Annotated in this window: 21 protein-coding genes and 1 pseudogene; 11 read left to right on the top strand and 11 right to left on the bottom strand. The window is 34.3% G+C overall.

Translation table 11 applies throughout. The features are described from left to right. Positions 1-3 precede the first annotated feature (3 nt). Positions 4-1,467 (top strand): diguanylate cyclase domain-containing protein, encoded by a 1,464-nt coding sequence (locus FJR04_RS19515; RefSeq protein WP_168497833.1) that lies wholly within the window; start codon positions 4-6, stop codon positions 1,465-1,467. 103 nt (positions 1,468-1,570) lie between these two features. Here FJR04_RS19515 and tnpA read toward each other — a convergent pair. Continuing rightward, positions 1,571-1,802 (bottom strand): annotated as a pseudogene (tnpA, locus tag FJR04_RS19510) (IS200/IS605 family transposase); the annotation flags it as partial. A gap of 59 nt (positions 1,803-1,861) precedes the next feature. Between tnpA and FJR04_RS19505 the strand changes: the two are divergent. Both FJR04_RS19505 and modA read left to right on the top strand, forming a co-directional pair. Beyond that, entirely contained in the window at positions 1,862-3,181 is a 1,320-nt protein-coding gene (locus tag FJR04_RS19505) for an RNA-guided endonuclease TnpB family protein (protein ID WP_168497831.1), read from the top strand. Positions 3,182-3,648: 467 nt separating this feature from the next. Next, positions 3,649-4,443: a molybdate ABC transporter substrate-binding protein gene (gene modA / locus FJR04_RS19500; protein WP_371718442.1), complete on the top strand. Its 795-nt coding sequence runs from the start codon at positions 3,649-3,651 to the stop codon at positions 4,441-4,443. A 294-nt stretch (positions 4,444-4,737) separates the two neighbouring features. On the opposite strand, the gene FJR04_RS19495 is transcribed toward modA, so the two are convergent. Further along, positions 4,738-5,208: a phosphate-starvation-inducible PsiE family protein gene (locus FJR04_RS19495; RefSeq protein WP_168497827.1), complete on the bottom strand. Its 471-nt coding sequence runs from the start codon at positions 5,206-5,208 to the stop codon at positions 4,738-4,740. A gap of 474 nt (positions 5,209-5,682) precedes the next feature. Between FJR04_RS19495 and FJR04_RS19490 the strand changes: the two genes are divergently transcribed. From FJR04_RS19490 to FJR04_RS19475, 4 genes are all read left to right on the top strand, one after another. Continuing rightward, complete coding sequence (locus FJR04_RS19490) at positions 5,683-6,030, top strand: hypothetical protein (protein WP_168497825.1); 348 nt, start codon at positions 5,683-5,685, stop codon at positions 6,028-6,030. Between the two features lie 227 nt (positions 6,031-6,257). Further along, on the top strand, positions 6,258-6,632 hold the full coding sequence (locus FJR04_RS19485) for a hypothetical protein (RefSeq protein WP_168497823.1): 375 nt from the start codon (positions 6,258-6,260) through the stop codon (positions 6,630-6,632). Between the two features lie 274 nt (positions 6,633-6,906). Next, positions 6,907-8,703 carry a molybdate ABC transporter permease subunit gene (gene modB, locus FJR04_RS19480; protein WP_168497821.1) on the top strand — a complete coding sequence of 599 codons (1,797 nt, stop codon included), beginning with the start codon at positions 6,907-6,909 and terminating at the stop codon, positions 8,701-8,703. 26 nt (positions 8,704-8,729) lie between these two features. Further along, positions 8,730-9,599, top strand: coding sequence for a nuclease A inhibitor family protein (locus FJR04_RS19475; RefSeq protein ID WP_168497819.1), 870 nt, complete (start codon positions 8,730-8,732; stop codon positions 9,597-9,599). A 13-nt stretch (positions 9,600-9,612) separates the two neighbouring features. On the opposite strand, the gene FJR04_RS19470 is transcribed toward FJR04_RS19475, so the two are convergent. Beyond that, positions 9,613-10,851 carry a hypothetical protein gene (locus tag FJR04_RS19470; protein WP_168497817.1) on the bottom strand — a complete coding sequence of 413 codons (1,239 nt, stop codon included), beginning with the start codon at positions 10,849-10,851 and terminating at the stop codon, positions 9,613-9,615. 277 nt (positions 10,852-11,128) lie between these two features. Here FJR04_RS19470 and FJR04_RS19465 point away from each other — a divergent pair, with 277 nt between their 5' ends. Further along, positions 11,129-11,377, top strand: a complete 249-nt coding sequence (locus FJR04_RS19465; RefSeq protein WP_168497815.1) for a type II toxin-antitoxin system ParD family antitoxin — start codon at positions 11,129-11,131, stop codon at positions 11,375-11,377. A 5-nt stretch (positions 11,378-11,382) separates the two neighbouring features. Next, entirely contained in the window at positions 11,383-11,703 is a 321-nt protein-coding gene (locus FJR04_RS19460; RefSeq protein WP_168497813.1) for a type II toxin-antitoxin system RelE/ParE family toxin, read from the top strand. A gap of 110 nt (positions 11,704-11,813) precedes the next feature. On the opposite strand, the gene FJR04_RS19455 is transcribed toward FJR04_RS19460, so the two are convergent. From FJR04_RS19455 to FJR04_RS19440, 4 genes are all read right to left on the bottom strand, one after another. Next, complete coding sequence (locus FJR04_RS19455) at positions 11,814-12,020, bottom strand: type II toxin-antitoxin system HicA family toxin (protein ID WP_168497811.1); 207 nt, start codon at positions 12,018-12,020, stop codon at positions 11,814-11,816. After that, on the bottom strand, positions 12,017-12,220 hold the full coding sequence (locus FJR04_RS19450) for a type II toxin-antitoxin system HicB family antitoxin (RefSeq protein ID WP_168497810.1): 204 nt from the start codon (positions 12,218-12,220) through the stop codon (positions 12,017-12,019). Before FJR04_RS19450 ends, FJR04_RS19455 begins: the two co-directional genes overlap by 4 nt. Positions 12,221-12,588: 368 nt before the next feature. Continuing rightward, the gene (locus FJR04_RS19445; protein ID WP_168497808.1) at positions 12,589-14,607 is read right to left on the bottom strand and encodes an N-acetylmuramoyl-L-alanine amidase; all 2,019 of its coding nucleotides are present in this window, start codon (positions 14,605-14,607) and stop codon (positions 12,589-12,591) included. Then, positions 14,582-15,076, bottom strand: a complete 495-nt coding sequence (locus FJR04_RS19440) for a PA14 domain-containing protein (protein WP_168497806.1) — start codon at positions 15,074-15,076, stop codon at positions 14,582-14,584. Before FJR04_RS19440 ends, FJR04_RS19445 begins: the two co-directional genes overlap by 26 nt. 363 nt (positions 15,077-15,439) lie before the next feature. Here FJR04_RS19440 and FJR04_RS19435 point away from each other — a divergent pair, with 363 nt between their 5' ends. Then, positions 15,440-16,816 carry an ATP-binding protein gene (locus FJR04_RS19435; RefSeq protein ID WP_168497804.1) on the top strand — a complete coding sequence of 459 codons (1,377 nt, stop codon included), beginning with the start codon at positions 15,440-15,442 and terminating at the stop codon, positions 16,814-16,816. Between the two features lie 10 nt (positions 16,817-16,826). Then, complete coding sequence (locus tag FJR04_RS19430; RefSeq protein WP_168497802.1) at positions 16,827-18,257, top strand: tetratricopeptide repeat protein; 1,431 nt, start codon at positions 16,827-16,829, stop codon at positions 18,255-18,257. Positions 18,258-18,578: 321 nt separating this feature from the next. Here the strand turns inward: FJR04_RS19430 and FJR04_RS19425 are convergent, their stop codons facing one another. The 4 genes from FJR04_RS19425 to FJR04_RS19410 all read right to left on the bottom strand — a co-directional run bounded on the left by FJR04_RS19425 (position 18,579) and on the right by FJR04_RS19410 (position 22,263). Beyond that, complete coding sequence (locus tag FJR04_RS19425) at positions 18,579-19,202, bottom strand: 4Fe-4S single cluster domain-containing protein (protein WP_168497800.1); 624 nt, start codon at positions 19,200-19,202, stop codon at positions 18,579-18,581. A 168-nt stretch (positions 19,203-19,370) separates the two neighbouring features. Continuing rightward, positions 19,371-20,114, bottom strand: a complete 744-nt coding sequence (locus FJR04_RS19420; protein WP_168497798.1) for a retron system putative HNH endonuclease — start codon at positions 20,112-20,114, stop codon at positions 19,371-19,373. Continuing rightward, positions 20,111-21,466 (bottom strand): AAA family ATPase, encoded by a 1,356-nt coding sequence (locus FJR04_RS19415; protein WP_168497796.1) that lies wholly within the window; start codon positions 21,464-21,466, stop codon positions 20,111-20,113. Before FJR04_RS19415 ends, FJR04_RS19420 begins: the two co-directional genes overlap by 4 nt. A 17-nt stretch (positions 21,467-21,483) precedes the next feature. Then, the gene (locus tag FJR04_RS19410) at positions 21,484-22,263 is read right to left on the bottom strand and encodes a pentapeptide repeat-containing protein (protein ID WP_168497794.1); all 780 of its coding nucleotides are present in this window, start codon (positions 22,261-22,263) and stop codon (positions 21,484-21,486) included. Positions 22,264-22,296: the final 33 nt, after the last annotated feature.

Raw genomic sequence — 22,296 nt, 5'->3', positions numbered from 1 at the left:
ATCATGGTGCAACAGTCAATTAATCCAGAAGATTTTTTTATTCTAGTAGTAGATGATGTAGCTCTCAACCTCAAAGTTTTACGGGCTATCTTAGAACCTATTGGGTATGAAGTTAGTTTTGCTACAGGTGGAAAACAAGCACTAGCACGAATTGCCTCTGCTAAACCAGATATTATTCTTCTGGATTTGATGATGCCAGAAATGGATGGTTTAGAAGTTTGTCAAGTCATCAAAAATGATTCAGCATTAGCGGAAATTCCCATTATCTTTCTCTCTGCTAGTCAGGAAAAAGAACATTTACTTCAGGCTTTTGAAATGGGTGCTGTTGATTATGTAACTAAACCTTTTAACAAGTTAGAATTATTAGCTAGAATCAATACTCATTTAACCCTTAAACATTATCAAGATTGTTTACAAAAGCAAACTGAACAAGAAAGACTGAGAAATAAAATTATTTATAGTATTCGTCGTTCCTTGAATTTAGATTATATTTTAAAAACTGCTGTTTCCGAAATTTGCTACTTCTTAAAAGTAGATAAAGTCACAATTTTCAAGCTCACAGATTCATACCAAGGAAAAATTTTAGCAGAATCTACTTCGACAATTTGCCAGATTGCAGTTGCAGAAAATACCTATGATTTAAGTTGGATGGAACAGAGTTTCCATTTCTTGGCATCTTCTAGAATTCACGTCATAGATAATATTAATGATTCTAGTCTTTCTCCACTTCATTTAGATTTTCTGATAGCTGGAAACGTCAAAGCAGAATTGATAGTTCCTATATATCAGCAAGATTATCTTTGGGGAACTTTAATTGCCCATCATTGCCAAAATTCTCATACTTGGTCAACAGATGAAATTAAGTTATTATCGGAAATAGCCGCAGAATTGGAAGTAGCTATCCAACAATCTCAACTTTATCAAAAACTAGATACAGCTTATCAAGAATTACAATATTTAGCTCACACGGACAGTCTTACACAACTTGCCAATCGTCGTCAATTTGATCAATATATTACCCAGGAATGGTGGCGACTAAAACGTGAACAAAAATATTTATCTTTGATAATGTGTGATATAGACTATTTTAAACCATATAATGACTGCTATGGCCATCCATCTGGTGATGTTTGTCTGCAAAAAGTTGCCAAAATCCTATCTGAAGGAATTAAACGCCCCGCAGATTTAGTTGCTCGATACGGAGGAGAAGAGTTTGCTGTTATTCTACCTGATACTAATTTAGAAGGAGCAATAAATGTTGCTCAACAGATTCAACAAGCTATTACTAGCTTTAAAATACCTCATATCCAATCGCCAATAGAACAGTATATTACTTTAAGTATGGGTGTTACTAGTGTCATTCCTAATGACAATATTACATCTGATGACCTAATTACAGCAGCAGATAAAGCACTATATACTGCTAAATCTAATGGCAGAAATCAATATTTTCATAGCGTTTTATAAGGAAAATGCCGAAAACCCTTGAAGATGTGGCTGACTCAGGAAGCCATATCCGTGCTTTAGACAAGGGATGAAGGCTAGTCACAGGATTTATCCTGCATTGACGTTAATCGCGCTGCTGTTCCATATATTTCTTAACCGTTTCCGTGCAAATATTTCCAGCGGTACTAACAAAATAAATTGGTGTCCATAACGTAGGTATTTTTAAAAGTTCGGGGAATTCTTTTCACCAGATGATGAGAAGCTCTGCCTTTAATTTTCCTCATGATACTAGATGGATCATCGGTTGGCTTCACATTTAAAAACAGATGGACATGATCCGGCATAATCTCCATAGCATTTGTATATAGCTATTATATAATCAAATAAAGGAAACAACAACAAAAGGGACTTATATTTGCTAACAACTTATGTATACAAGTTACGCCCTAATGTCACCCAGTCCAATAAAATGGATAACTGGCTAGATATGCTCCGGTCTACTTACAACTGGAGCTTGGCTGACAGAATAGCTCAATACAACCAGCAATTTATTCAAGGCGATTATTGCGATATTAGGACTAGAGCAGAAGCTTGTCCACTAACCTGTTTTGTCAGTAAAAATGGAGCAAGTGGAGAACCGTGGAAAGATGCTAAAACTGACAAGAATGGCAACTTCAAAAACCCTCGACGCAGTGCTGGTGATATTCAAATAACGGCATTACCATATCTAAAAAAATCTAGACCTTGGTTTGCTGAAGTTGACTCTACAGTTCTACAGCAAAACGTCAAACGCCTTGACACTGCCTACAAAAATTTCTTTGAAGGGAGAGGTTTTCCTAAGTTTAAAAACCGTAGCAACTTTACCTCTTTTACTTACCAGATGGGTGTGAAAATTCAAGGAAATAAAATCTATCTTCCTAAGTTGGGATGGATGCGGTTTTTCAATTCTCGCTTAATACCAACAGGATTTGCCATCAAAGCTGCCACATTAAGAAAGCGTCAAGATGGTTGGTATATCTCAATTAGAATTGAAGATAAAACCATACCCGACTATGTAAAAAAACCGCTAGACGAAGTTAATTCTATTCTTGGTTGTGACTTAGGAATAACTAAACTTGTCCACTTCTCCGACAGACATCAAATTGATAATCCTAGATTCTCAACTAATAAAAAAGCTAGACGCACTTTAAAAATCAGACAGCGACGGATTAATCGTAAAGTCAAAGGCAGCAAGAATCGTAAAAAAGCAGCTAATAATGTAGGACGTTTTCACAAAAAGATTACAGATAAACGAACAGCTTATCAATGGGATGTTGCTAATACAATAGTTTCTAGAAAGGTTGATGCTATTGCCTTAGAAGATTTAAATGTCTCCGCTATGTTGAGGCGTTGCCAAGTTAAAACCGATGAAAAAACTGGAAGATTTTTAAATAATGGGCAATCTAGAAAAAAAGGATTAAACCGTTCTATTTCTGATGCAAGTTGGAGTGATTTAATTTTAAAAATTGAGTATCTCGCTGTCAAGCAAGGAAAAGTTGTAATTAAGATTAATCCTCAATACTCCAGTCAAGAATGTAGGAATTGTGGGCATACTGATAAGTCAAACCGTGATGGCGAGAAATTCATTTGTACTGAATGTGGGTATCACGAACACGCCGATATTGGTGCTGCAAAGACTATCAGAGATAGAGGTTTGGAAATAGTACGTGGGGACTCCGCGAAACTTGCTGTTTAACAGCTAAACGCCCAGAAAATATCAGCACGCACTTTTGTGCAAACGTACTGAGTCTGGGAACCTGTGTGAGCAGGATATTAGGATTGTAAAATCTTAATAATCCCCGTCTCTTTAGAGCGGGGAGTGTCAACGTCATAGCAGAAATAGAGAATGGTGAAATCCACAGTCTTTGGTAGCAGGACTTACGCAAAATCATGAAGAAACGAACCGCAGAGGACGCAGAGGACACGGAGAAATAAGAGTTTCAGAGAGTTATTGCGTAAGTACAAGGTTGGGTTAAGTGACAGCGCAACCCAACAAATGCTGATAAATGTTGGGTTTCCTTGCATCAACCCTAGATATGTTTATTTTTTAAATCCAATTATAAAACCCAATACCAATTTTATTGGTAAAAATATGATAATCTTGGTAAAACTATACTGAGTGTCAATTCCATGAGTAAAAATTTCTCTAAGTCTAGTTTGCCCATAAACAGAAGACAGATTCTAGTCTTAATTGCTACAGTATTTACTACCTTATTGCTGGCAATTAATTTACCAACTATTACTCCTTCCCCTGTCGTAGCAAAATCAAATACCAACTTACTCATATCTGCCGCAGCTAGTTTAAAAGACGTACTTGAAGAAATTAAACCTCTCTACCAACAAAGTAAATCAAACGTCAATATTAGTTATAACTTTGGATCTTCCGGTGCATTACAGCAACAAATTGAACAAGGTGCGCCGGCGGATATGTTTATATCTGCGGCTAAAAGACAAGTAGATGCTTTAGAACAAAAAGGACTTTTGGTAGCGGGTACTCGTAATATCATTGCCAAAAACCGTCTAGTTTTGATAGTCCCTAAAAATGTTGTTGGTGTATCTAGTTTCTACAATCTCAGAGACGCAAAAATCAAAAAAATTGTTATTGGTGAACCTAGAAGCGTACCCGCTGGACAATACGCAAAACAGGTATTAGAAAAGTTGAAAATTTGGGAAAATGTGAAACCCAAATTGGTTTTTGCTAATAATGTGCGTCAAGTTTTAGCATCTGTAGAAACTGGTAATGCTGATGCAGGTTTAGTGTATATAACTGATGCCAAAATCTCTAATCAAGTAAAAATTGTAGTTGCAGCAGATGAAAAATACCACTCTCCGATTATTTATCCATTAGCAGTTGTGAAGCGCAGCAAAAATATTGATGCAGCTAAGAATTTTTCCCAATTCTTATCTAGTGAACAAGCTAAGAAAGTATTCAAAAAATACGGATTTGTCCTACCTTAATCATGTGATTTTCTCATTAAGCAGATTGGGAATAGGTAAGAAGATTATTTTACCTATTACCCAAAATACAGTAAGTAGGTGGGCGTTAAAAATTGTCGTTGGGGCAAGGGAACAGGGAACAGGGAACAGGAAGAGAGTTTTGGGCGATTTTACTTTTCTTCACATACCTTTAAATTTTTCTGTTCACCTACTTAGATTGTAGGTAAATGAGGAACAAAAGAGACGGCTCTAAAAATTAAATATGCGTTTTCCAGAACCTTTGTAGAGATGTTCCATGGAACGTCTCTAATGTCATTATGATTCTGGTTCTATAGCTTCTTGGTGAGTAGTTTTTACCTGCTCTAATAAGCGAGACATCCAAGGTAAAGCCAGAAAGATTCCTGCTAAAACTAATAGAAATACAGAAAGTCCGAAAATTTGGTCGCGGGGAATTTCTAATACACCACGTAAAATTACCTCTCGCAAAGCTGAAACAATAGTAATTTCTACTGCTGCACCTACAGATATACTCCGTTCTTGTAGGTAATCAACTAACAAGCGAAACAGTTCTACTAATATCAAAATAAACAAAATATCAGATGTTACTTGCCGTAGATCTAATGGATGTAAAAATGATAAAAACATATCTCCTAATCGGATCAGCATTACACAAAATAAACTTACACAAAGAGAGATAACAATAATATCCTGAAAAAATTCTAAGTTACGGACAATTCTATCTCGCTTAAACCAACTATTTACTTCTATAAATATCCGCTTTGGCATGGTATTTTCAGAAAAGTTATATTTCTCTATTTATATGATAATCAAGAATATAGGGTTTTTCAGATCGGTGAATTACAGTTATTAATTACAAATCATGTAGCGGGGAAGGATCTACTTTTGTCAAGTTTCATATAGGAGAGAAAAGGGCATGAGAAAGTTTAAAAAGTTTTCCATCACAGTGTATCTAGTGCTTCTCCTTCAGCGTCTTTTGGCTTTTTGGTAGCATTTGTTAGTTTTGCTGTGCGATCGCTTGCAGAACTTCACAACTGGGGATTCTTCCAAATTAATTGGTAAAGAGTAGTAAACAATACAGTTTTTTTCAGAAAATTCGGTTTTGATGATTTCTATAACGCACCGTTAACAATGAGGAGTTTTCAGGTGCAAGTGAAAAGATTTTCAACAATTAATGATTTTTGGAACTAGAAAAGTTCTTTATCCTGGTTGCAATATTATGCACCAGCAAGGGAGAGAATTATGATTACTGAAGAAAAATTAGCGGATAACTTTAACACTATTATCGAAGAAATGCACCCGCGAGTATGGGAATTGCTACGTCATTGTTATGTGAAAGTAATAACTCCTTGTTTAATGCGTTCTTGTATTGCCCCTGTTTCGTATATTGGGATTTACTGTCCTCAGGAAATTTTTGCATCTATAGTAACTGAGAAGAATTTACTCAGAGAAGTAGCAAAATATTTAGGACTAGCTGAAGTTGTTTGCTTAAATGCTACCAAATTACTCCGCGATCCTTTATCAAGGGTGAAAAAAGATTATCCGCATTTGTGGTTAGAACTTATTTGGATGACTACTCAAGAACAATAATGTAGTTTTTAAGTCTATTAGCAATAACTACAAAACCTGATGTAGTTCTGTATTTTAATTGCTAAGTAAAATTGATGTCCAGGACATACGAATTATATAAACATTCGTATGAGAGTGAACAGTTTCACCTTGAAATGTCTTAACATCTGACGTGATTTATTAGTTGATTATGCTAAATTATTCAAATTACGTCAGTCTCTAGTTCTTTTGAACAAGGACGAAATTCTATGACTAAACCATATCTATCTCCAGATGATTTGCCTTCTTATAAGACTACGAAAATCAGTGAACTATTGTTAATTCAATTAGAAGAAATAACTAAGAAGAGGTTTTTCTTTGCTTGTAATAATGTCGTCAGAATTTTATTGTCTAGTTGCCACTGGTATTTTAAGATCAATAGTGGTATTTTAATGTTAATCTTAATTTGTTATGATATCGAAAGTTACCAGAATATCATGACTACTGTTCCCTACTTAGCTGACATACTAAAACGGTTTGCAAACCAAGCTAAAATTAGTATTAGTTCACCAGTTAATAATGGTATTCCCTGGCTAATAAATATAGATGATGTCTTCCTAGAAGATGACTTTTCCGATAGCTGAAAAGACTTTTATTGATAACTGATCTGGTATTTCCATCAATTTGAAAAAATCAATGTGTATCTCCTAAAATCTTTGTAGAGACGTTATATATAACGTCTCTACATTATTGTATTTTTCCGACTGCTTTAGTCAATAGCAATTATTACAAAATTATTGGTGGTATGGTACTGAATTATCTTTACTTCAAGGTATAATACCAACTAAGTTGATTTAAATCAATCAACTTTAATATATAGTCAAACTTTGACTTAATCCAAATTCTCTCCAAAAAACCATGCCACAAGACTTATCACCTCTTTGGATATCTCTCAAAACTGCTTTACTGGCAACATTTATCACGTTTTTTTTGGGCATATCTGCTGCTTATTGGATGTTAGGATATCGCGGTAAAGGTAAATCTTTAATTGAAGGTATATTTGTTGCACCGTTGATTCTACCACCTACCGTTGTCGGATTTTTACTATTGATGTTTTTTGGAAAAAATGGACCAGTTGGTAAACTTTTAGAACCATTTAATACCACAATTGTTTTTACTTGGTATGGTGCGGCGATCGCTGCTACAGTAGTTTCATTCCCATTGATGTATAAAACTGCGTTGGGAGCTTTTAGCCAAATTGATGCCAATCTTCTACGAGTAGCTAGAACTCTGGGCGCTAAAGAGTTAACAATTTTTTGGCGCATTAGTTTACCCCTAGCCTTTCCTGGTATTCTCGCTGGAACAACCTTAGCTTTTGCCCGTGCTTTGGGTGAGTTTGGTGCAACTTTAATGTTAGCAGGTAACATTCCTGGACAAACGCAAACAATCCCTATGGCAATATATTTTGCTGTAGAAGCTGGTGCAATGAATGAAGCTTGGTTTTGGTCAATTGCAATTATGATTATTTCCCTTTCCGGAATTATTATTACTAATTTTTGGCAAGAATTTAACTACAAATCCCAACCTCCAAAAATCACAACCAAGCCAATAGAATTAGAAAATAAATCTCAATCCTTATTATTTAATTCTTACACATCTGGATTATTTTTAGATATTGAAAAAAGACTAGCTAATTTTCATCTGCAAGTTGCCTTTAATACTGATGATCAACCATTGGGTTTACTGGGAACTTCCGGCGCAGGAAAAAGTATGATTTTACGTTGTATTGCAGGGATAGAAACCCCAAATAAAGGGCGAATTATTTTAAATGATCGGGTATTATTTGACTCGGAAAAGAAAATTAATATTCCTATTTATCAACGGCGAATTGGTTTTTTATTCCAAAACTATGCGCTATTTCCCCATATTACTGTAGCGGAAAATATCGCTTTTGGTATACCCAAATCTGTAAATGTTAAACAAGAGGTAGAAAAGCAACTAATAGCTATGCACTTACAGGGATTTGGCGATCGCTATCCGCACCAACTTTCCGGGGGACAACAGCAGCGGGTAGCCTTAGCTAGGGCGTTAGCAAGCAAGCCAGAAGCATTACTTTTAGATGAACCATTTTCTGCCCTTGATACACATCTCCGCAGTCAATTAGAACAACAAGTTACAGAAATCCTTGACAATTATTCTGGAGTAACTTTATTCGTTACTCATAATATGGAAGAAGCTTATCGTCTCTGTCCCAATCTATTAGTATTAGAACATGGAAAAGAAGCTCATCATGGTTCTAAATATGAGATATTTCAACATCCTGCTAGTGTGAATGTTGCTCAACTTACTGGTTGTAAAAACTTTTCCCGCGCTAATGCTTTATCTGGACAACAAATAGAAGCCATTGATTGGGATTGTACTCTCCAGGTTCAAGAACCAATTCCTTCCAAATTATCTCATGTTGGTATTCGCGCTCATCATTTAATTTTTACAAAAGATCCTCATCAAGTAAATACATTTCCCTGTTATTTAGTCCGCACCAGTGAAACACCCCATAGAATGACGGTATTTCTCAAACTACATTCTGTTGGTAATCATCCCCAGGATTACCATTTACAAGGAGAAATTTATAAAGAAAAATGGGCTAGTATTCAAGATCAATCTTTTCCTTGGTATGTACATTTAGATCCTTTGCGGTTACTATTAATGGAGTAAACAATAAGCCTTATTTAGGTAAATCCATGAAAAGTAATAATGTCAAAGTTTTACAGAAACTTGCAGAACTAACAAGAGATTTAGAATTTCCTTGGAGTGATTCAGATTATCCTATCAATCCTTTTGTTTGGGAAGTGCAAACTCAAGGAGAATTTACCATGGAAAACTTATTCAGATCAGAAATTTCTAATTTTTCATCTTACGAAAATCCTGGAAAGATAATGAAAAGTGCAAATTTAGATGATTATTTAGAGAGTGTTTGGCAAAAAACCGAAAACTATCAAATAGCAATAGAATTAGTTAAAAAAAATACTTCATTTTTAGAAGTTGCAGAAATTAGAACATTACATGACACAGCAGATACCTTTAAAATAATTTTCGGAACAACAAAATCGGGGGAATGGATTGGTATTGCACCTCAAATCCCCGCAGATTTTGAAGAATATACCCGCAACGGTGAAATGGTTATAGGAGAACCATTACTTCCAGTTTATCAACCACAAATAGCCACAAATCTTGAATTATTTACTCAACTAGAACCTCTATTAACAGATTTAGATTTTTATGAACCAAATATGTTAGGAGGTTTCACAGGTACAGGCTTTGTTGTGAGATTGGGAGAAACCAGAAAATCAATGTTTAATAATTTGTTAGACGCAATTGGATTTGCTAGAATTTTTCCATTTCAAGAATTTACTCCAGAAACTGATTCTGACGACGATTTTGAAGAGGAATACATCGAAGCTACTCAAGCCTTAGATACTTTCCTGCAATCAAATTTAAACAATGTACACACCTATTTATTTGGGATGAGTTGTTGCTACAATATTTACGCCATTGGTGAAACTGAAGATGGCGATTTTGCTGGGGTAGTAAGTATGGCTGTATGGTCCTAAATAACCAAAACTATTAAACACTAAAAAGAAAATATTGGGGATATTGTTTCATCACAAATGATGATAAGTAAAGGACAATTCCTAAACCTAAAGTTCCCCAAGCCCAGCTTGATTTGTTCCAAGGTAATTCCCAATATTTTTCAATCAAATACAGAAAAAAGAATGTTCCCCCAATTCCATTAAGTTGGGAAATCTGCCAAACTGAACCAACAAATATAGCCAACACTCCAGAAATTACTGTCAAACATTGCAGCCATAAATAATGGGAAATATCATTATGTCTATATAATTTAGAAGAGAGAATTAATAAGCCAATAAAGTAAACGAATGCACCTAAAAATAACGCCCCAGGTGAAAAAATATTCAAGTAAACAAGGTCAGTATTTGATAATTTCACACCTACGTAAAATACCAACAGAAAAAATGATGCTGCTGTAGTTACAGGAACTAATTTTCTTTCTCGAAAACCGATATAATAACAAAGGGGGACAACTAATACAGAAAAACCTAACAATGTTTCTAAAGCCAGAATAGCCAAAAATGCAATGATTACACTTTGATAAATAATTGCTACTCCCGTCCAAATTACAAATAGAATAGAGGCATGGAGAGTAATAATATCAACTTGATTTTTTTCATAAAAAGCAGAAAGCGACTCTTTATGTAAATAATTAGTCAAAAACAAAGCCCCAATTAAACCTAAACAACCAGGTAAAGCAATAAATTCGCCAATTCCTTCTGCAAAAATTTGTCCGCCGATAATTGAGAAAAGACAAGCTAAATAAACCAGAAATTCATAGAATGTTGCAGGTATAGCTAAAAGAATTGGTAATATATAAATTGACATTAACCAACCAATAGAAATTATCAAGATAATTGTAGAAATTATCCAAATAATATTTACAAAATTGAAAAATCCGGTTAATCTCTGCCAAGATGTTGTAATTGGATTTGTTGAACTACAGTTATATTTATCTACTAAATTAGTGATTTCTGTTGGTGTTAGTGGTGAATTAACAAGAGTTTCTGCTTGCTGTAGATAATATTTTTCTTGTGATTTAACAATATCATTATTAATCACACCACGAGATTCTAAATCATTGAGAGTATGCAGACTATAGTTAATTTCTGAAAGTTGTTGAATTTGATTAGTAGTTAATTGCTGAGAATTAGTTACAGCAAAAGCAGGTAATGTTAATTGACTTGATAAAAAGATTAGTAAAGCAGAGAAGATAACTAGAACTTTTCGCATAAAAAGCTACCCCATTTTTATGACATTGATTAATTGTATACATACTAACACTTAATTGATTTAACCCAATACGACGAAGCTCATGGATAACTCTATAGTTATTCTTATAAAACTCTATGAGAATATTTGTATCACATAAAATCATTTAACATTTTTTCGCCATGCTTGTTGACGAATTGACTCAGTATTAACATTCCCATATCCCTACAAAAGATTTGACAAAAATTGACAATATTTGCCATAATCAAAGAATCAGAAATATAAAAACTTATTAGCTATGACTACAGTAAATATTTCTCTTCCCGATTCTATGCGGGATTTTATCAATGAACAGGTTGCAAAAGGTGGCTATAGTACCACAAGCGAATACATTCGACATTTGATTCGTCAAGACTTAGAAAAGGTAGCACAAACACGACTAGAAACATTACTATTAGAAGGCTTAGATAGCGGTGAAGCGATTGAGATTACGGATGAGTGGTGGGAACAAAAACGCACTCAGCTTCTTGAGAGACTCCGCAAATAATAGCAATGACTAGACGCATTGTAATTAGACCAAAGGCTAGTGTTGACCTTGATGAACAGTTTGCTTATATTGCCCAGAGTAATTTTGATGCAGCATTAAGTTTTTTTGATGCTACCAGGCAGACTTTTTCACAATTAGCACAACTACCTGGTATTGGTAGTGTTTATAATGTTAATAATCCGCGTTTAGTTGGTTTGCGGAAGTGGGGAGTTAGAGGATTTGAAAAGCATCTAATTTTTTATTTAGAAGGGGATGAGTATATTGAAATTGTGAGGTTAATTCATGCTGCACGGGATATTTCACAGATTTTAGTAGAAGAAGAATAGTTATAGTTATTAGCTATTTGCGCGATCGCTCTTCCACATCTCAGTAGAAAGGCGATCGCTCTTGATTATTAAAAATTCCTCTTGCTGTATTTTTGACACAGAAATCTTAGTTACAAATCATCTTCCACTAATTCAGCTATCTTCATTATTGATTTCAAAGTGCCAAGCTTTAAATCTTGATTTCTATGTACAGGAATAGAGATAATTTTACTATCATTGGGCTTTTCGTAAATATGGTGACTGCCCGTAATTTTTTTGAGAATCCAGCCTTTTTTCTCAACAATTTTACATAGTTTCTTCCCCGAAATTGATTTCATACTGCAATTTCAATAACTTGTGAGATAGGATCTGGTTGTTGAATTTCATTCGCTACTTCTAACCAGCCTTGTATGGCATCTTGAAGGTTATTAATTAACTCCTCCATTGTATCTCCTTCTGTTATACAGCCTGGGAGAGCAGGTACTTCAGCCCAATAACCACCTTCTTGGGCAGGATAAATAACGGCTTTGATTTTCATTGCTTTTACATTTGCAGTTGTTTACCTGAAGAAATTTTAACAGATTAACTTCCAAAAATTTCCCCATTGAGAGCGATCGCACATTTTCCACATTCCCAAAAGATATCGCATCCCATCATACCCAAACAAGCGATCGCTCTCCCATAACCCCTACAACAGCGATCGCACTACCACATTCTCAAACAGCGATCGCTCTCTAATATTCTTAGAAAAGCGATCGCATCTCCCCACACAACAGGCGATCGCACCCCATCATCCCCCACAACAGCGATCGCACCTCCTCACATTCCCAAAAAGGCGATCGCTCCCCCCACATCCTCCAAATAGCGATCGCTTTATCAATTATTCAAAGAAAAGCTAAAGAAAAATTAGAGTAATTTGGATAGATCATGATTACCTATATATCTAATTTTACTACTAGCATCAGGAGCGCGATCAGCAGCAATTTTAATTGCATTCCAGTCAAACAGTTCGCCTGGATCAGTTTTGCCACTTTTTTTATCACTCACTTCTTCAACATCCTGATGCCCTGTCAAAAACCTTATACTTGGATATTTTTTGAGAAGGTGGAGCGTTAGAAGTTGTAAAGAGCGGTACTGCTCCTTGTGGTATGGATGTTCATTGCCATTGGCATTGACAATCTCAATGCCAATCGATCTACTATTAAACCCAATATTATTGTATGTTCCACCTGCATGATAAGCTTTATCATCAGGATTTACTATTTCATAGATAATGCCTTCATTACCAACTATATAATGAGCCGATAAACCATTGTTAATCAAGGGAATAGGACTTGTAAACCTATCAATAGCTATATTAGCTTCAAAACCTGTATGATGGTAAACAATCATATCTATCTTGACATCTGACGGTCTTGGTTCATAATTCTGGCTTTTATAACTTTTATCAATTGATAATTGGAAGTTTGACCAGTCCTTAACTACATCTAGATCAGTACCCGGTCCTACATAAGAATAGTCAGTGATTAATTGTGCTTTTGATGGTTCATCATAATAACCATTACCATAGCCATTATTACCATCATTCCAATCTTTAACAGCACCATCTACCCAACGCATATCATCAAAAGATAATTTTTTGCCACTTTCCCCTGAAGCTTTAAGTACAACTGTAACCTTATCTCCTTTATTTACAAAGAAACTATCAAGATCAACCCATTTACCTACATTTTGTGCTTGATTAACAATTGTTATTTGTCTCAACTTACCTTCAGCATCATATATTTCATATTTCGCTTTCTCAGCTGTACTGCCTGTAGGTATAAAAACTTGGATAGCTGCAATGGAAGCGTTATCATTTTGAACTACTAAATCCCAAGAGCCTTTAGCATTGCTGTCTGCTTTTGCCCATCTATACTGACCTGTTTGACCAGAGGAGACTCCCCAAGCACTAGCACTACCTTCGTAATTGATATACATGGAGTATTTGTAGTCAACTACACCAGGTTTAGCAATTTCCTGAGATGAATGTCCCAAACCTGTGTTGTTAAACTTAATATAACTGTCTGGCTGATTGTTAGGTGCTGTAGGTTGGGTGACAACAGGATTATCAGTACCTACAATATCCACATAACCAGCAGCTACATAACCACGCTTACCGTTATACTCAATTTCATACCAGTCGTTGCGACTTCCATTATTATAAAATTCACCATCAACCTTCTGGATAATTGTGAATTTTGTATTAAAGGGAAGTGCGCCCAGCTTATTATCCCCAGATTCAGAAGGCTGACTTCTAAAATTCAGACCGATTGTGTTATTAACTTGACCTGTTTGTATTGGTTGAGTGCTAGGAGTTGAAACTGGAGTACCTGTAATGGGAGGGGGACCATCATAACCATAAACAGCCCCATCGTGTATTACCAGAGAACCATTCTCGAAATACTGAGTAGAAAAGTTATTTTTAGGATCAACTACTACTTCACTGACAGGATAACCAAAACGTCCCACACCACCATTATTTAAGTAGTAATTGAGAGCATCACCACCGAGTAGGAAGGCACGACTAGCCCCATCTTCTAACATCAAGTAATACTTACCAAAACCATCTAGCCCTTGCATTTCTTGAATGTATCCATTACCTGCACGGTAAACAGAGCTAGTTGGTACGCCATAAACACCGTAGTAATCATTGGCGGTAGTAAAGGCTGAATACTGATTACCACTTGCATCCGTACCGAATAAGATAGAACCAGTTCCCCCACCACCACTATTAACAACTGATGCAGTTGAGAGAGTGTAGCTACCCATTGAGTCTGGATTAGAGCTAGTAACTTGAATTTGATAATTTGAGCTAGATGGAACTGTAAACTCTATAACCGCACTGTTTTGAGTCGCATCAATCTGTTGGTGGTTGATAATCAAGATCAATATTATAGAATTTACCAGCTTCTAAAAAAATAGAACCACTGTATTCTCTGGTACTTTGATCTTGCCATTTATCAATTAGTAATTGATCATTTATTCGCAGTCTGACACCATCATCAGATTGAGTATAGAAATTGTATGTTTCACTATATAATGGTTGTACTAAACCTGTCCAATCTACCCTAAAATTGTCTTTCCCAATAATTGCATCTGGTGAACCATTACCCCAGTTAAAATCTACTGTTGCATCAGTACGAATTAACCCTAAATCATTGTAATTATTATAGTATCTGCCAGTTAATCCATGAACAGCACCAACAGGTAAAGATGAAGAAAGATTACTAGAACTGCCTGTTTGCTCTCCCCCAATTTTTGGTAGTAGTGTAGGATCAGTAATTTGATTTACAGCAAAACCTTGATTTAATGGATTAGTTGCATTAGATAATGGAAATTCTGAACTACTCATGATATTAACCCTGAAAAATTGTTAGATGAATTTTTAATCAAGAAAATCTCCAAAAATATGAAGATTTAGCTTTTGTGTAAATACTCACGTGAAAAGACACTAAGATGATTTATTAGCAACATAAAGTTTTATTTACATCCCTATAACCTGATCAAGAAAAGAAATTGCCTTTTCTATCTCTTGTTTATCAATAGGAATTTAGGGGTATTTATCACTTTTGGAAATATCCTCTAAAAGTAAATAAAATTAAGCTTTTCACCTAAGTATCCTCAATTTTACTGATAGTGATATTACGATTCAAGATCAGTTATAAAACTTAAAACATGATCTTGACAAAAAACAAGATTTAGGGTAAAGGCATCTATGACACTCAAAGCATCTGAACAGGGTAAACAAATTATCAAAACCAGAAGAGAAACACTCGGTTGGACTTACAATGATCCTCAATGGTTAAAAGCTGCAAGTCAAATTCTTGATCCTGACTGGCCAGAAGATTTATTTTTTGATGGAAAATATCCTAATGGTATTTCTGAGGGAACATTAAAACGGTTTCAAGGTGGTAAAAAACCAATTGATAGTCAAGTCTTTAAAATTTATTGTCACGTTTTAAATTTACCCTGGGAAGATATCGCTGAAAGTTGTTTTGTTGGACGTAATAAAATAGTTAACGAATTACTTAATAACTTACAAACAACCCATAAATTACTTTTATTAACTGGTATTACTGGTACTGGTAAAACTGCTTTAGCAAATAAGTTAATGTCTAAATTTCCAAAGGAATATCAACAATTAACTTTTTCCTTTGAAACTAGTGAACAAGAACCTAATTTTGCTAGTGTGGCTACACAAATAATCGCTAATTTACAAAAAGCTATTTTACCATCACAAACTAATCAGCCAGAAAATATCATAATTTGGTTAGTTGATTATATCTCTAATCATGAATGTGTGTTATTAATTGATTCTTTGGAATTTGCTTTACAAGGTGATCAACATACTGGTTGGAGTAATTTTAAAGATATATGGTGGGAAAAGTTTTTTCTCGCTTTTATGGCTGCTCCTAATTGTCAAGGTAAAATAATTATTACTTCCCAAGAAATGCCTATTCCATTAGAAGATATTTTAATAAGTTATAATTCTTTATGTGAGCATCAACTACTTCAGGGTTTTACAGATGTGGAAATATATGAATTTTTCCATAAACAAGAAATAGGATTTACAGAAAATTCAGAAATAGGCAATTATTTGTTACGTATTGGTAAAGCTTATGAAGGACATCCATTAGCTTTAAAAACTATTGCAGGAGAAATACTTAATACTCCTTTTTCTGGAGATGTGAATAAATATTGGTGTGAATATAAAAATGAAATTGCAGCTATAGAACAGGCTTACAAAGAAATTGAATTAGAATCAATTAACGATAATCTAAAATTAGATTGTTATAGTAAAAGACTCAGAGAGATTGTTAAACAGAGAATTGAAAACACATTTCAACGGTTAGAAAAATATGTTCCTAATGCTTACAAACTGCTCTGTTTTGGTTCAATATATCGTCGTGCTGTACCCAAACGATTTTGGTTTAAAAATTTATCGCTGAGATATGGGTTAAATATTCAAGATCAAGAAATTGCTCTTGATGCTTTAATAGATCGTTATTTGGTAGAAAATATCAATAATGATTTACGACAACATAATCTAATTCGCAGTACAGCTTTAGAACATTTAAGAACTTATATTTAGAGATAAAAATATGGAATTTGAAAATTTGAAAATTCATCAAACAGCACTTGATAGTTTAGATTTTACTACAGCAGGAGAACTTACTATTTCGACTTTAGAAATTAGTCTCACTTCATCTCAATTATCTACCCTTTCTGCATGGGAATTTACCCATTGGGTAGCTATTGATAATTGGTTGACTGATTATTTTCCTGATGATAATGCCACAAATTTAGATAAAGTACGTGGTTATTTAGAAGCGTTTCATCATCTTTGTGAACTTGCAGAGTGGGAAAAGGCATTTAAAATACTATTTATTGATACTAGTTATTTTGGTGGTAATAAAGTATTGCATGAACAATTATTTATTTGGGGTTATTATCAAGAACAAGTTAATTTTTATAAAAGGTTATTAAATAAATTCGGTTTAAAATGTGATTGTTTTCTATTTCATGGATTAGGTAAAGCCTATGATTATTTAGGAAAAGTTGAAGAAGCAATTTATTATTATCAACAACAATTAGTTATTGCTGATCAAGTTAATGATGATTTATCAAAGGCTCAAGCACATGGAGGTTTAGGGAGAATTTATGAATGGCAATTAGAACAATATCAAGAATCAATTTTTCATTATCAACAACAGTTAGAAATATCTCAAAAAATTAATGATAATAAACAAGAAGCATCAGCTATATTTGGCATTGCTACAGCATATTTAGGATGTTTAGAGTACCATAAAGCCATAAAATTTGCTACTCAAGCTTTATCAATTGTGCAGATACTGAACGATGTTGAAATGGAAACCAATATTTTAGGATTCATTGGTGTAGTTTATGCACAACTAGGATTACCAGATAAAGGGTTAAATTTTATTGAACAACAACTCAAACTAAGTTTAGAACAGGGAAACAAATATCAGGAATGTATGGCTTTATCCAGATTAGGTCTATATTACACAAATTTAGAAGAATATGATATTAGTCTTGAGTATTATCACAAAGCCTTAAAAATAATAGATTTTTGCGGAGAACCACGTCAAAAATCAAGACTGTTATTAAATTTAGGATTTATTTATTCTCAAATAAAACAGTATTCTTTAGCAATAGAATATTTAAAATTAGCTTTACAAATTAGTATTTTAATGACAGGTAAATATCAAGAGGTTTATGTAAGAATCAATTTAGCATACTGTTATATTTGCTTAAAACAGCCAGAAGGATTTGAACATCTGCAAATAGCATTAAATATTGCCACAAATCTAAAATCATCAGAACTATTAGGTATAGTATTTGCAGGATTGGCAAATTATTACTGGCATCAAGGTAATTATATTTATGGATTGATGTTAATAATAAAAAGCCTTTGGATACATCCTCCTTGGAAAAGTACTAATGCACAAACAACGTTTAAAATAGCTATGCAAATAATTGGTAATTCTCTGATTTTTTGGCGAAAAAAATAATATTTTTAACAAGTTATAATATTAGCAGATATCTTACCTGTCACCAATAGACATCTCCAAAAAAGAATGTAGAGACGTTCCATGGAACTTCTCTACAAGGGTTGTGGATAACGCATATTTAATTTCTGGAGATATCTCATGTATCTCACTTGCATACAATCTGCTATATCTCGATTTTTAAGCCTCCCTAAAATTAAGTAGGTAGATGCTAATCAACCCAACTATGTAACGAACTGTAAATTACCCAAAACTCTTGGGATTGCTGCGTTCCACTCCGTTCCACTCGCAATGACATAGTTATAAGTTTTGCCACCTACCTACTTAAGTCAATTCCAATAAACCTTGATAACCTGTAACAATGCGATTGCCGTCTTTGAGAATATGGACTTCAATTTGATCACTAGCCCAAGTGATTTTATCTGCAAATTCTGGGTTAAAGATATTTACTTTTTGATTACTAGAAGAAACGGGAGAATCAGGAGAATTAATTGCTAGAGATTTAACAAAAGGACCATCAATCAAAATATCTAATTCTGCTAACAATTCTTTTGCGCCAGGAGGTGCAGAATCAGATTGTAATTGCTGGAGTGTGAAACCAGTAAAAGACATGATATTTAAACCCGCTGCTTTTAACTTTTTTGCTAAAATTGTTAATGCAGGTGCTTGCCAAAATGGTTCACCACCGGAAAAAGTTACACCTGTGTTATTGGGGTTTTTGAGAATACTTTCAGCAAGGGTATCAATAGCAACTAAATCATTAATCTCAAATGCCCAGGAGTCAGGATTAAAGCAACCAGGACATTCACGGTTACAACCTTGTACCCAAACAACAGCCCGACAACCGGGACCATTCACTTCTGATTGGTCAACATAACCCATAATGTTAAGGTAGCCGGGGGGGATATCCGCGAGTCCTAGTGATGGGTTCATGGGCTTAGTTTCCATCTCTTTTCAACTCCTTTTCAACTTTTGCTATTAACTTTTAATATAGCTAGTCTATGGAAAGGTGTGAAGAAAGAAAATATAAGCTTTTTTAAAGTTTGACTATTTTGTGTAATTAACCTGAGATCATTTTGTACTTAGTAAACCCAAATACGTTTATTAAGTATAATCTTAACCTGAATAAGAAATATTATGAAGATGTCGTTCCGCACCTTCACCTAAAATCCAGCGAATAGTTGTAAAAAACCGAGGCCAATTATCTGTACCATAACCAAAGTATTCTGCTGCAATTTTCTCTTCTAAATCATTTATATCAATAGTTTCATCATCAAGTTCTTTATTCATTTCGTCAATTACAGCTATTCGTTGATCCTTCAATCTTTGAACATTAAGTTCAAGTGTATCAATAGTAAATTGAACATTTTCTATAGGAATACCAGCCTTTAAACAAGTGATTTTATCAGGTCTAATTTCACCATCCTTACTACTGAATTTAAATAAACGTAATGTTGGTAAATTGAGAGGATTTAATAACCTGCTATCAGGGATATCACCATCCTTCTTTTTGCCACAACATGGTGAATTATGAGGTAGGTTTGAGTTTTGCAAATCATCGTCTTTTACACCACCTGGAGGAAGACAGATAGCAAGCATATTTTGCCAATCTAGATCATGATTATTTTCTTTTGTTGATTGGTTACGAGGAATAAAGTGTTCCACCGAACGATTTTTTGCATGAATAGACATTTCGCAATAAGCACAAAGTCCTTTTTGATCAGATGCTAATTCATCACGAATTGCATTTAAAGTTTCTTTATTCTTTTTTAAATCATTCCATCGTTTAAACTGAGAAGAAAATCGGTTTTTATAGTTTTTAATTTCCTCTGGTTCTGGGGATTTAAGAACATTTTTCATACTGCATTCCTCCGTTCTAAGCGGCGGATTTGCATATCTGCTCTAGTCATATCTGGATCAAAAGATTCCCAGTGTTGTAATTCTTTTTTAAGGCGTTTTGCTTCTTCTAATTGACCATTATCAATTGCTTCAAAAAGCTGTGTCAGTGTTCTTGATTCTTCCGTATCTGGTCTTAAATCACTTAACCCTAAAACATATCTGACAATATCTGAACTTTTCATCCCCCTGGTAGGTGATGGACATTCCTTTATTTGATAATCTTCTAATATCTTCACCTGATTTTGTTGAACTGTTGTTACAACTTCGGGACTGTGAGTAGTGGCGATAATTTGAGTGTTGGGAAATACCTTTTTTAAATCAGGAATAATCTTTTGTTGCCACGTTGGATGTAAATGCAAATCTAACTCATCAATCATCAAAATAGCTTCTGCTGCTAACGGGTTTTCCATGTCTGGATTTGCTTGAGCTAAACGTCGCGCAAAGTCCATTACCAACGCTAACATATTGCGATAACCTGCACTTAATTGGCTTAGTAAAAGTTCTCTTTTTTCTCCTGTTTCCATTGTCCACTCAACCATCAGTTTTGCAGATGTTGCACCTGAAAAATAAACGCGAGCATTAGGAGCGATAATAGTAGAAATAGCTTTTCGTATTTGCTTTAAATCAGGAAGTTCAAAGTTAATATCTCGGCGATTTTTACCCTCTCTTAATTCTTCGTACTCTCGCACAAAAAACCAGTTAGCTGAATCTGTGAAGTTAGCTGTTGCATTAAAAGCTTTTGTGAAAGCATCAAATCTATCTAAATATTGATTAGAATAACTGTTTATATCAACAATATTATTTAGGTTACGATTACCTTGATAATACGCTATTACTGAAATTTCAGATTTTTGATTATTTTTTATAGCTTTACATTGATTTTCTAATTTAAGATATAGTTGTTGAGTCCCTGCTTGTAATGCTTCTGAACTTTCCAATAAAAGGTGGGGAGGTAATCTTATTATTCTTTTATTATCATCTTCATGACCATTTTTAATAGGCGGATCTTTGTAGATAATTTTCCAATCTGGTAAACTCGTAGCTGATACAATAAATTCTGATTGATTTATTTTTTTACTGCCATTTTTTTTAACTGGTAAATCTTGTTGAAAAATAGGGAATACTTCTGTTACATTATCTACAATTCTTTGAATTTCAGTAACATAAGGATACATTGCCGCAGCAATGCCATCCAATAACGCACTCTTACCTGATCCATTATTGCCAACAAAAATATTGATGTCGGGATCTAAATTAACTTCCAAATGCTCAAAGCAGCGAAAGTTTTTGATAATGACTTTTTGAATGTGCATTGATTTATTTTCCTTACTTAATCACTTTCCAAAATCGTCCCTTTTAGATTTGCTCCCTGAAGATTTGCACCCCTAAGATTTGCACCTTGTAAATTTGCTCCTGCTAAATTCGCACCTTTCAAATTAGCCCAACTTAAATCAGCTTCCGTTAAATTGGCTTGAGTTAAATTGGCTTTAGATAAAAAGGCACTTCCTAAATGAGCTTTCGTTAAATTAGCTTTATGTAGGTTAGCTTGATAAAGTTGAGCAGTCATTAATTCGGCTTCATATAAATTCGCTTCACTTAAATTAGCGGTAATTAAATTTGCTGCAATTAAATTTGCAAAACCTAGATTACTGCGAATAAGTTGGGCTGCTGCTAAATCAGCATCTTTTAAATTAGCATTTTGTAAATCTGTACCAATTAAATTGGCATCAGTAATTACAGCATTTTGTAAATTTGCTGCACTCAAATCAGCACCAATAAAATTACCATAACTTAAATCTGCTTGTATCAAGATTGCACCACTCAAATTAGCAATACTCAAGTTAGCTTTACTCAAGTTAGCTTCAATTAATTTAGCTTGGTAAAAAATAGCATTACTGAGATTAGCATAACTAAAATTAGTTCTTACTAATAACGCGTGAGCTAAGTTGACTTTGTTTAAGTTTACCCCTTGGAGATTTGCGCCCCGGAGGTTTTCTCCTAGTAGATTGGCGCTGCTAAGATCAATTTCAATTTGGGGATTTTTGTTTCTCCATTCTATCCAAGTAACTGCACCTGCTCGCAGTAAATTGAGATGTTGTTGATTTGCCATTTTTTGCTCCTTTAGGACTTACGCAAGTTTCAC

The sequence above is a fragment of the Anabaena sp. UHCC 0204 genome (genome assembly GCF_009711975.1).
Taxonomy (GTDB): domain Bacteria; phylum Cyanobacteriota; class Cyanobacteriia; order Cyanobacteriales; family Nostocaceae; genus Dolichospermum.
This window is presented reverse-complemented; position numbering and strand designations above follow the sequence as displayed.

Bases quoted from the DNA above. Each gene is read 5' to 3' on its own strand.
- FJR04_RS19515 (WP_168497833.1), top strand. From the start codon at position 4: ATGGTGCAACAGTCAATTAATCCAGAAGATTTTTTTATTCTAGTAGTA.
- FJR04_RS19495 (WP_168497827.1), bottom strand. From the start codon at position 5,208: ATGCCAAAGCGGATATTTATAGAAGTAAATAGTTGGTTTAAGCGAGAT.
- FJR04_RS19490 (WP_168497825.1), top strand. From the start codon at position 5,683: ATGATTACTGAAGAAAAATTAGCGGATAACTTTAACACTATTATCGAA.
- FJR04_RS19485 (WP_168497823.1), top strand. From the start codon at position 6,258: ATGACTAAACCATATCTATCTCCAGATGATTTGCCTTCTTATAAGACT.
- modB (WP_168497821.1), top strand. From the start codon at position 6,907: ATGCCACAAGACTTATCACCTCTTTGGATATCTCTCAAAACTGCTTTA.
- FJR04_RS19475 (WP_168497819.1), top strand. From the start codon at position 8,730: ATGAAAAGTAATAATGTCAAAGTTTTACAGAAACTTGCAGAACTAACA.
- FJR04_RS19470 (WP_168497817.1), bottom strand. From the start codon at position 10,851: ATGCGAAAAGTTCTAGTTATCTTCTCTGCTTTACTAATCTTTTTATCA.
- FJR04_RS19465 (WP_168497815.1), top strand. From the start codon at position 11,129: ATGACTACAGTAAATATTTCTCTTCCCGATTCTATGCGGGATTTTATC.
- FJR04_RS19460 (WP_168497813.1), top strand. From the start codon at position 11,383: ATGACTAGACGCATTGTAATTAGACCAAAGGCTAGTGTTGACCTTGAT.
- FJR04_RS19455 (WP_168497811.1), bottom strand. From the start codon at position 12,020: ATGAAATCAATTTCGGGGAAGAAACTATGTAAAATTGTTGAGAAAAAA.
- FJR04_RS19450 (WP_168497810.1), bottom strand. From the start codon at position 12,220: ATGAAAATCAAAGCCGTTATTTATCCTGCCCAAGAAGGTGGTTATTGG.
- FJR04_RS19440 (WP_168497806.1), bottom strand. From the start codon at position 15,076: ATGAGTAGTTCAGAATTTCCATTATCTAATGCAACTAATCCATTAAAT.
- FJR04_RS19435 (WP_168497804.1), top strand. From the start codon at position 15,440: ATGACACTCAAAGCATCTGAACAGGGTAAACAAATTATCAAAACCAGA.
- FJR04_RS19430 (WP_168497802.1), top strand. From the start codon at position 16,827: ATGGAATTTGAAAATTTGAAAATTCATCAAACAGCACTTGATAGTTTA.
- FJR04_RS19425 (WP_168497800.1), bottom strand. From the start codon at position 19,202: ATGGAAACTAAGCCCATGAACCCATCACTAGGACTCGCGGATATCCCC.
- FJR04_RS19420 (WP_168497798.1), bottom strand. From the start codon at position 20,114: ATGAAAAATGTTCTTAAATCCCCAGAACCAGAGGAAATTAAAAACTAT.
- FJR04_RS19415 (WP_168497796.1), bottom strand. From the start codon at position 21,466: ATGCACATTCAAAAAGTCATTATCAAAAACTTTCGCTGCTTTGAGCAT.
- FJR04_RS19410 (WP_168497794.1), bottom strand. From the start codon at position 22,263: ATGGCAAATCAACAACATCTCAATTTACTGCGAGCAGGTGCAGTTACT.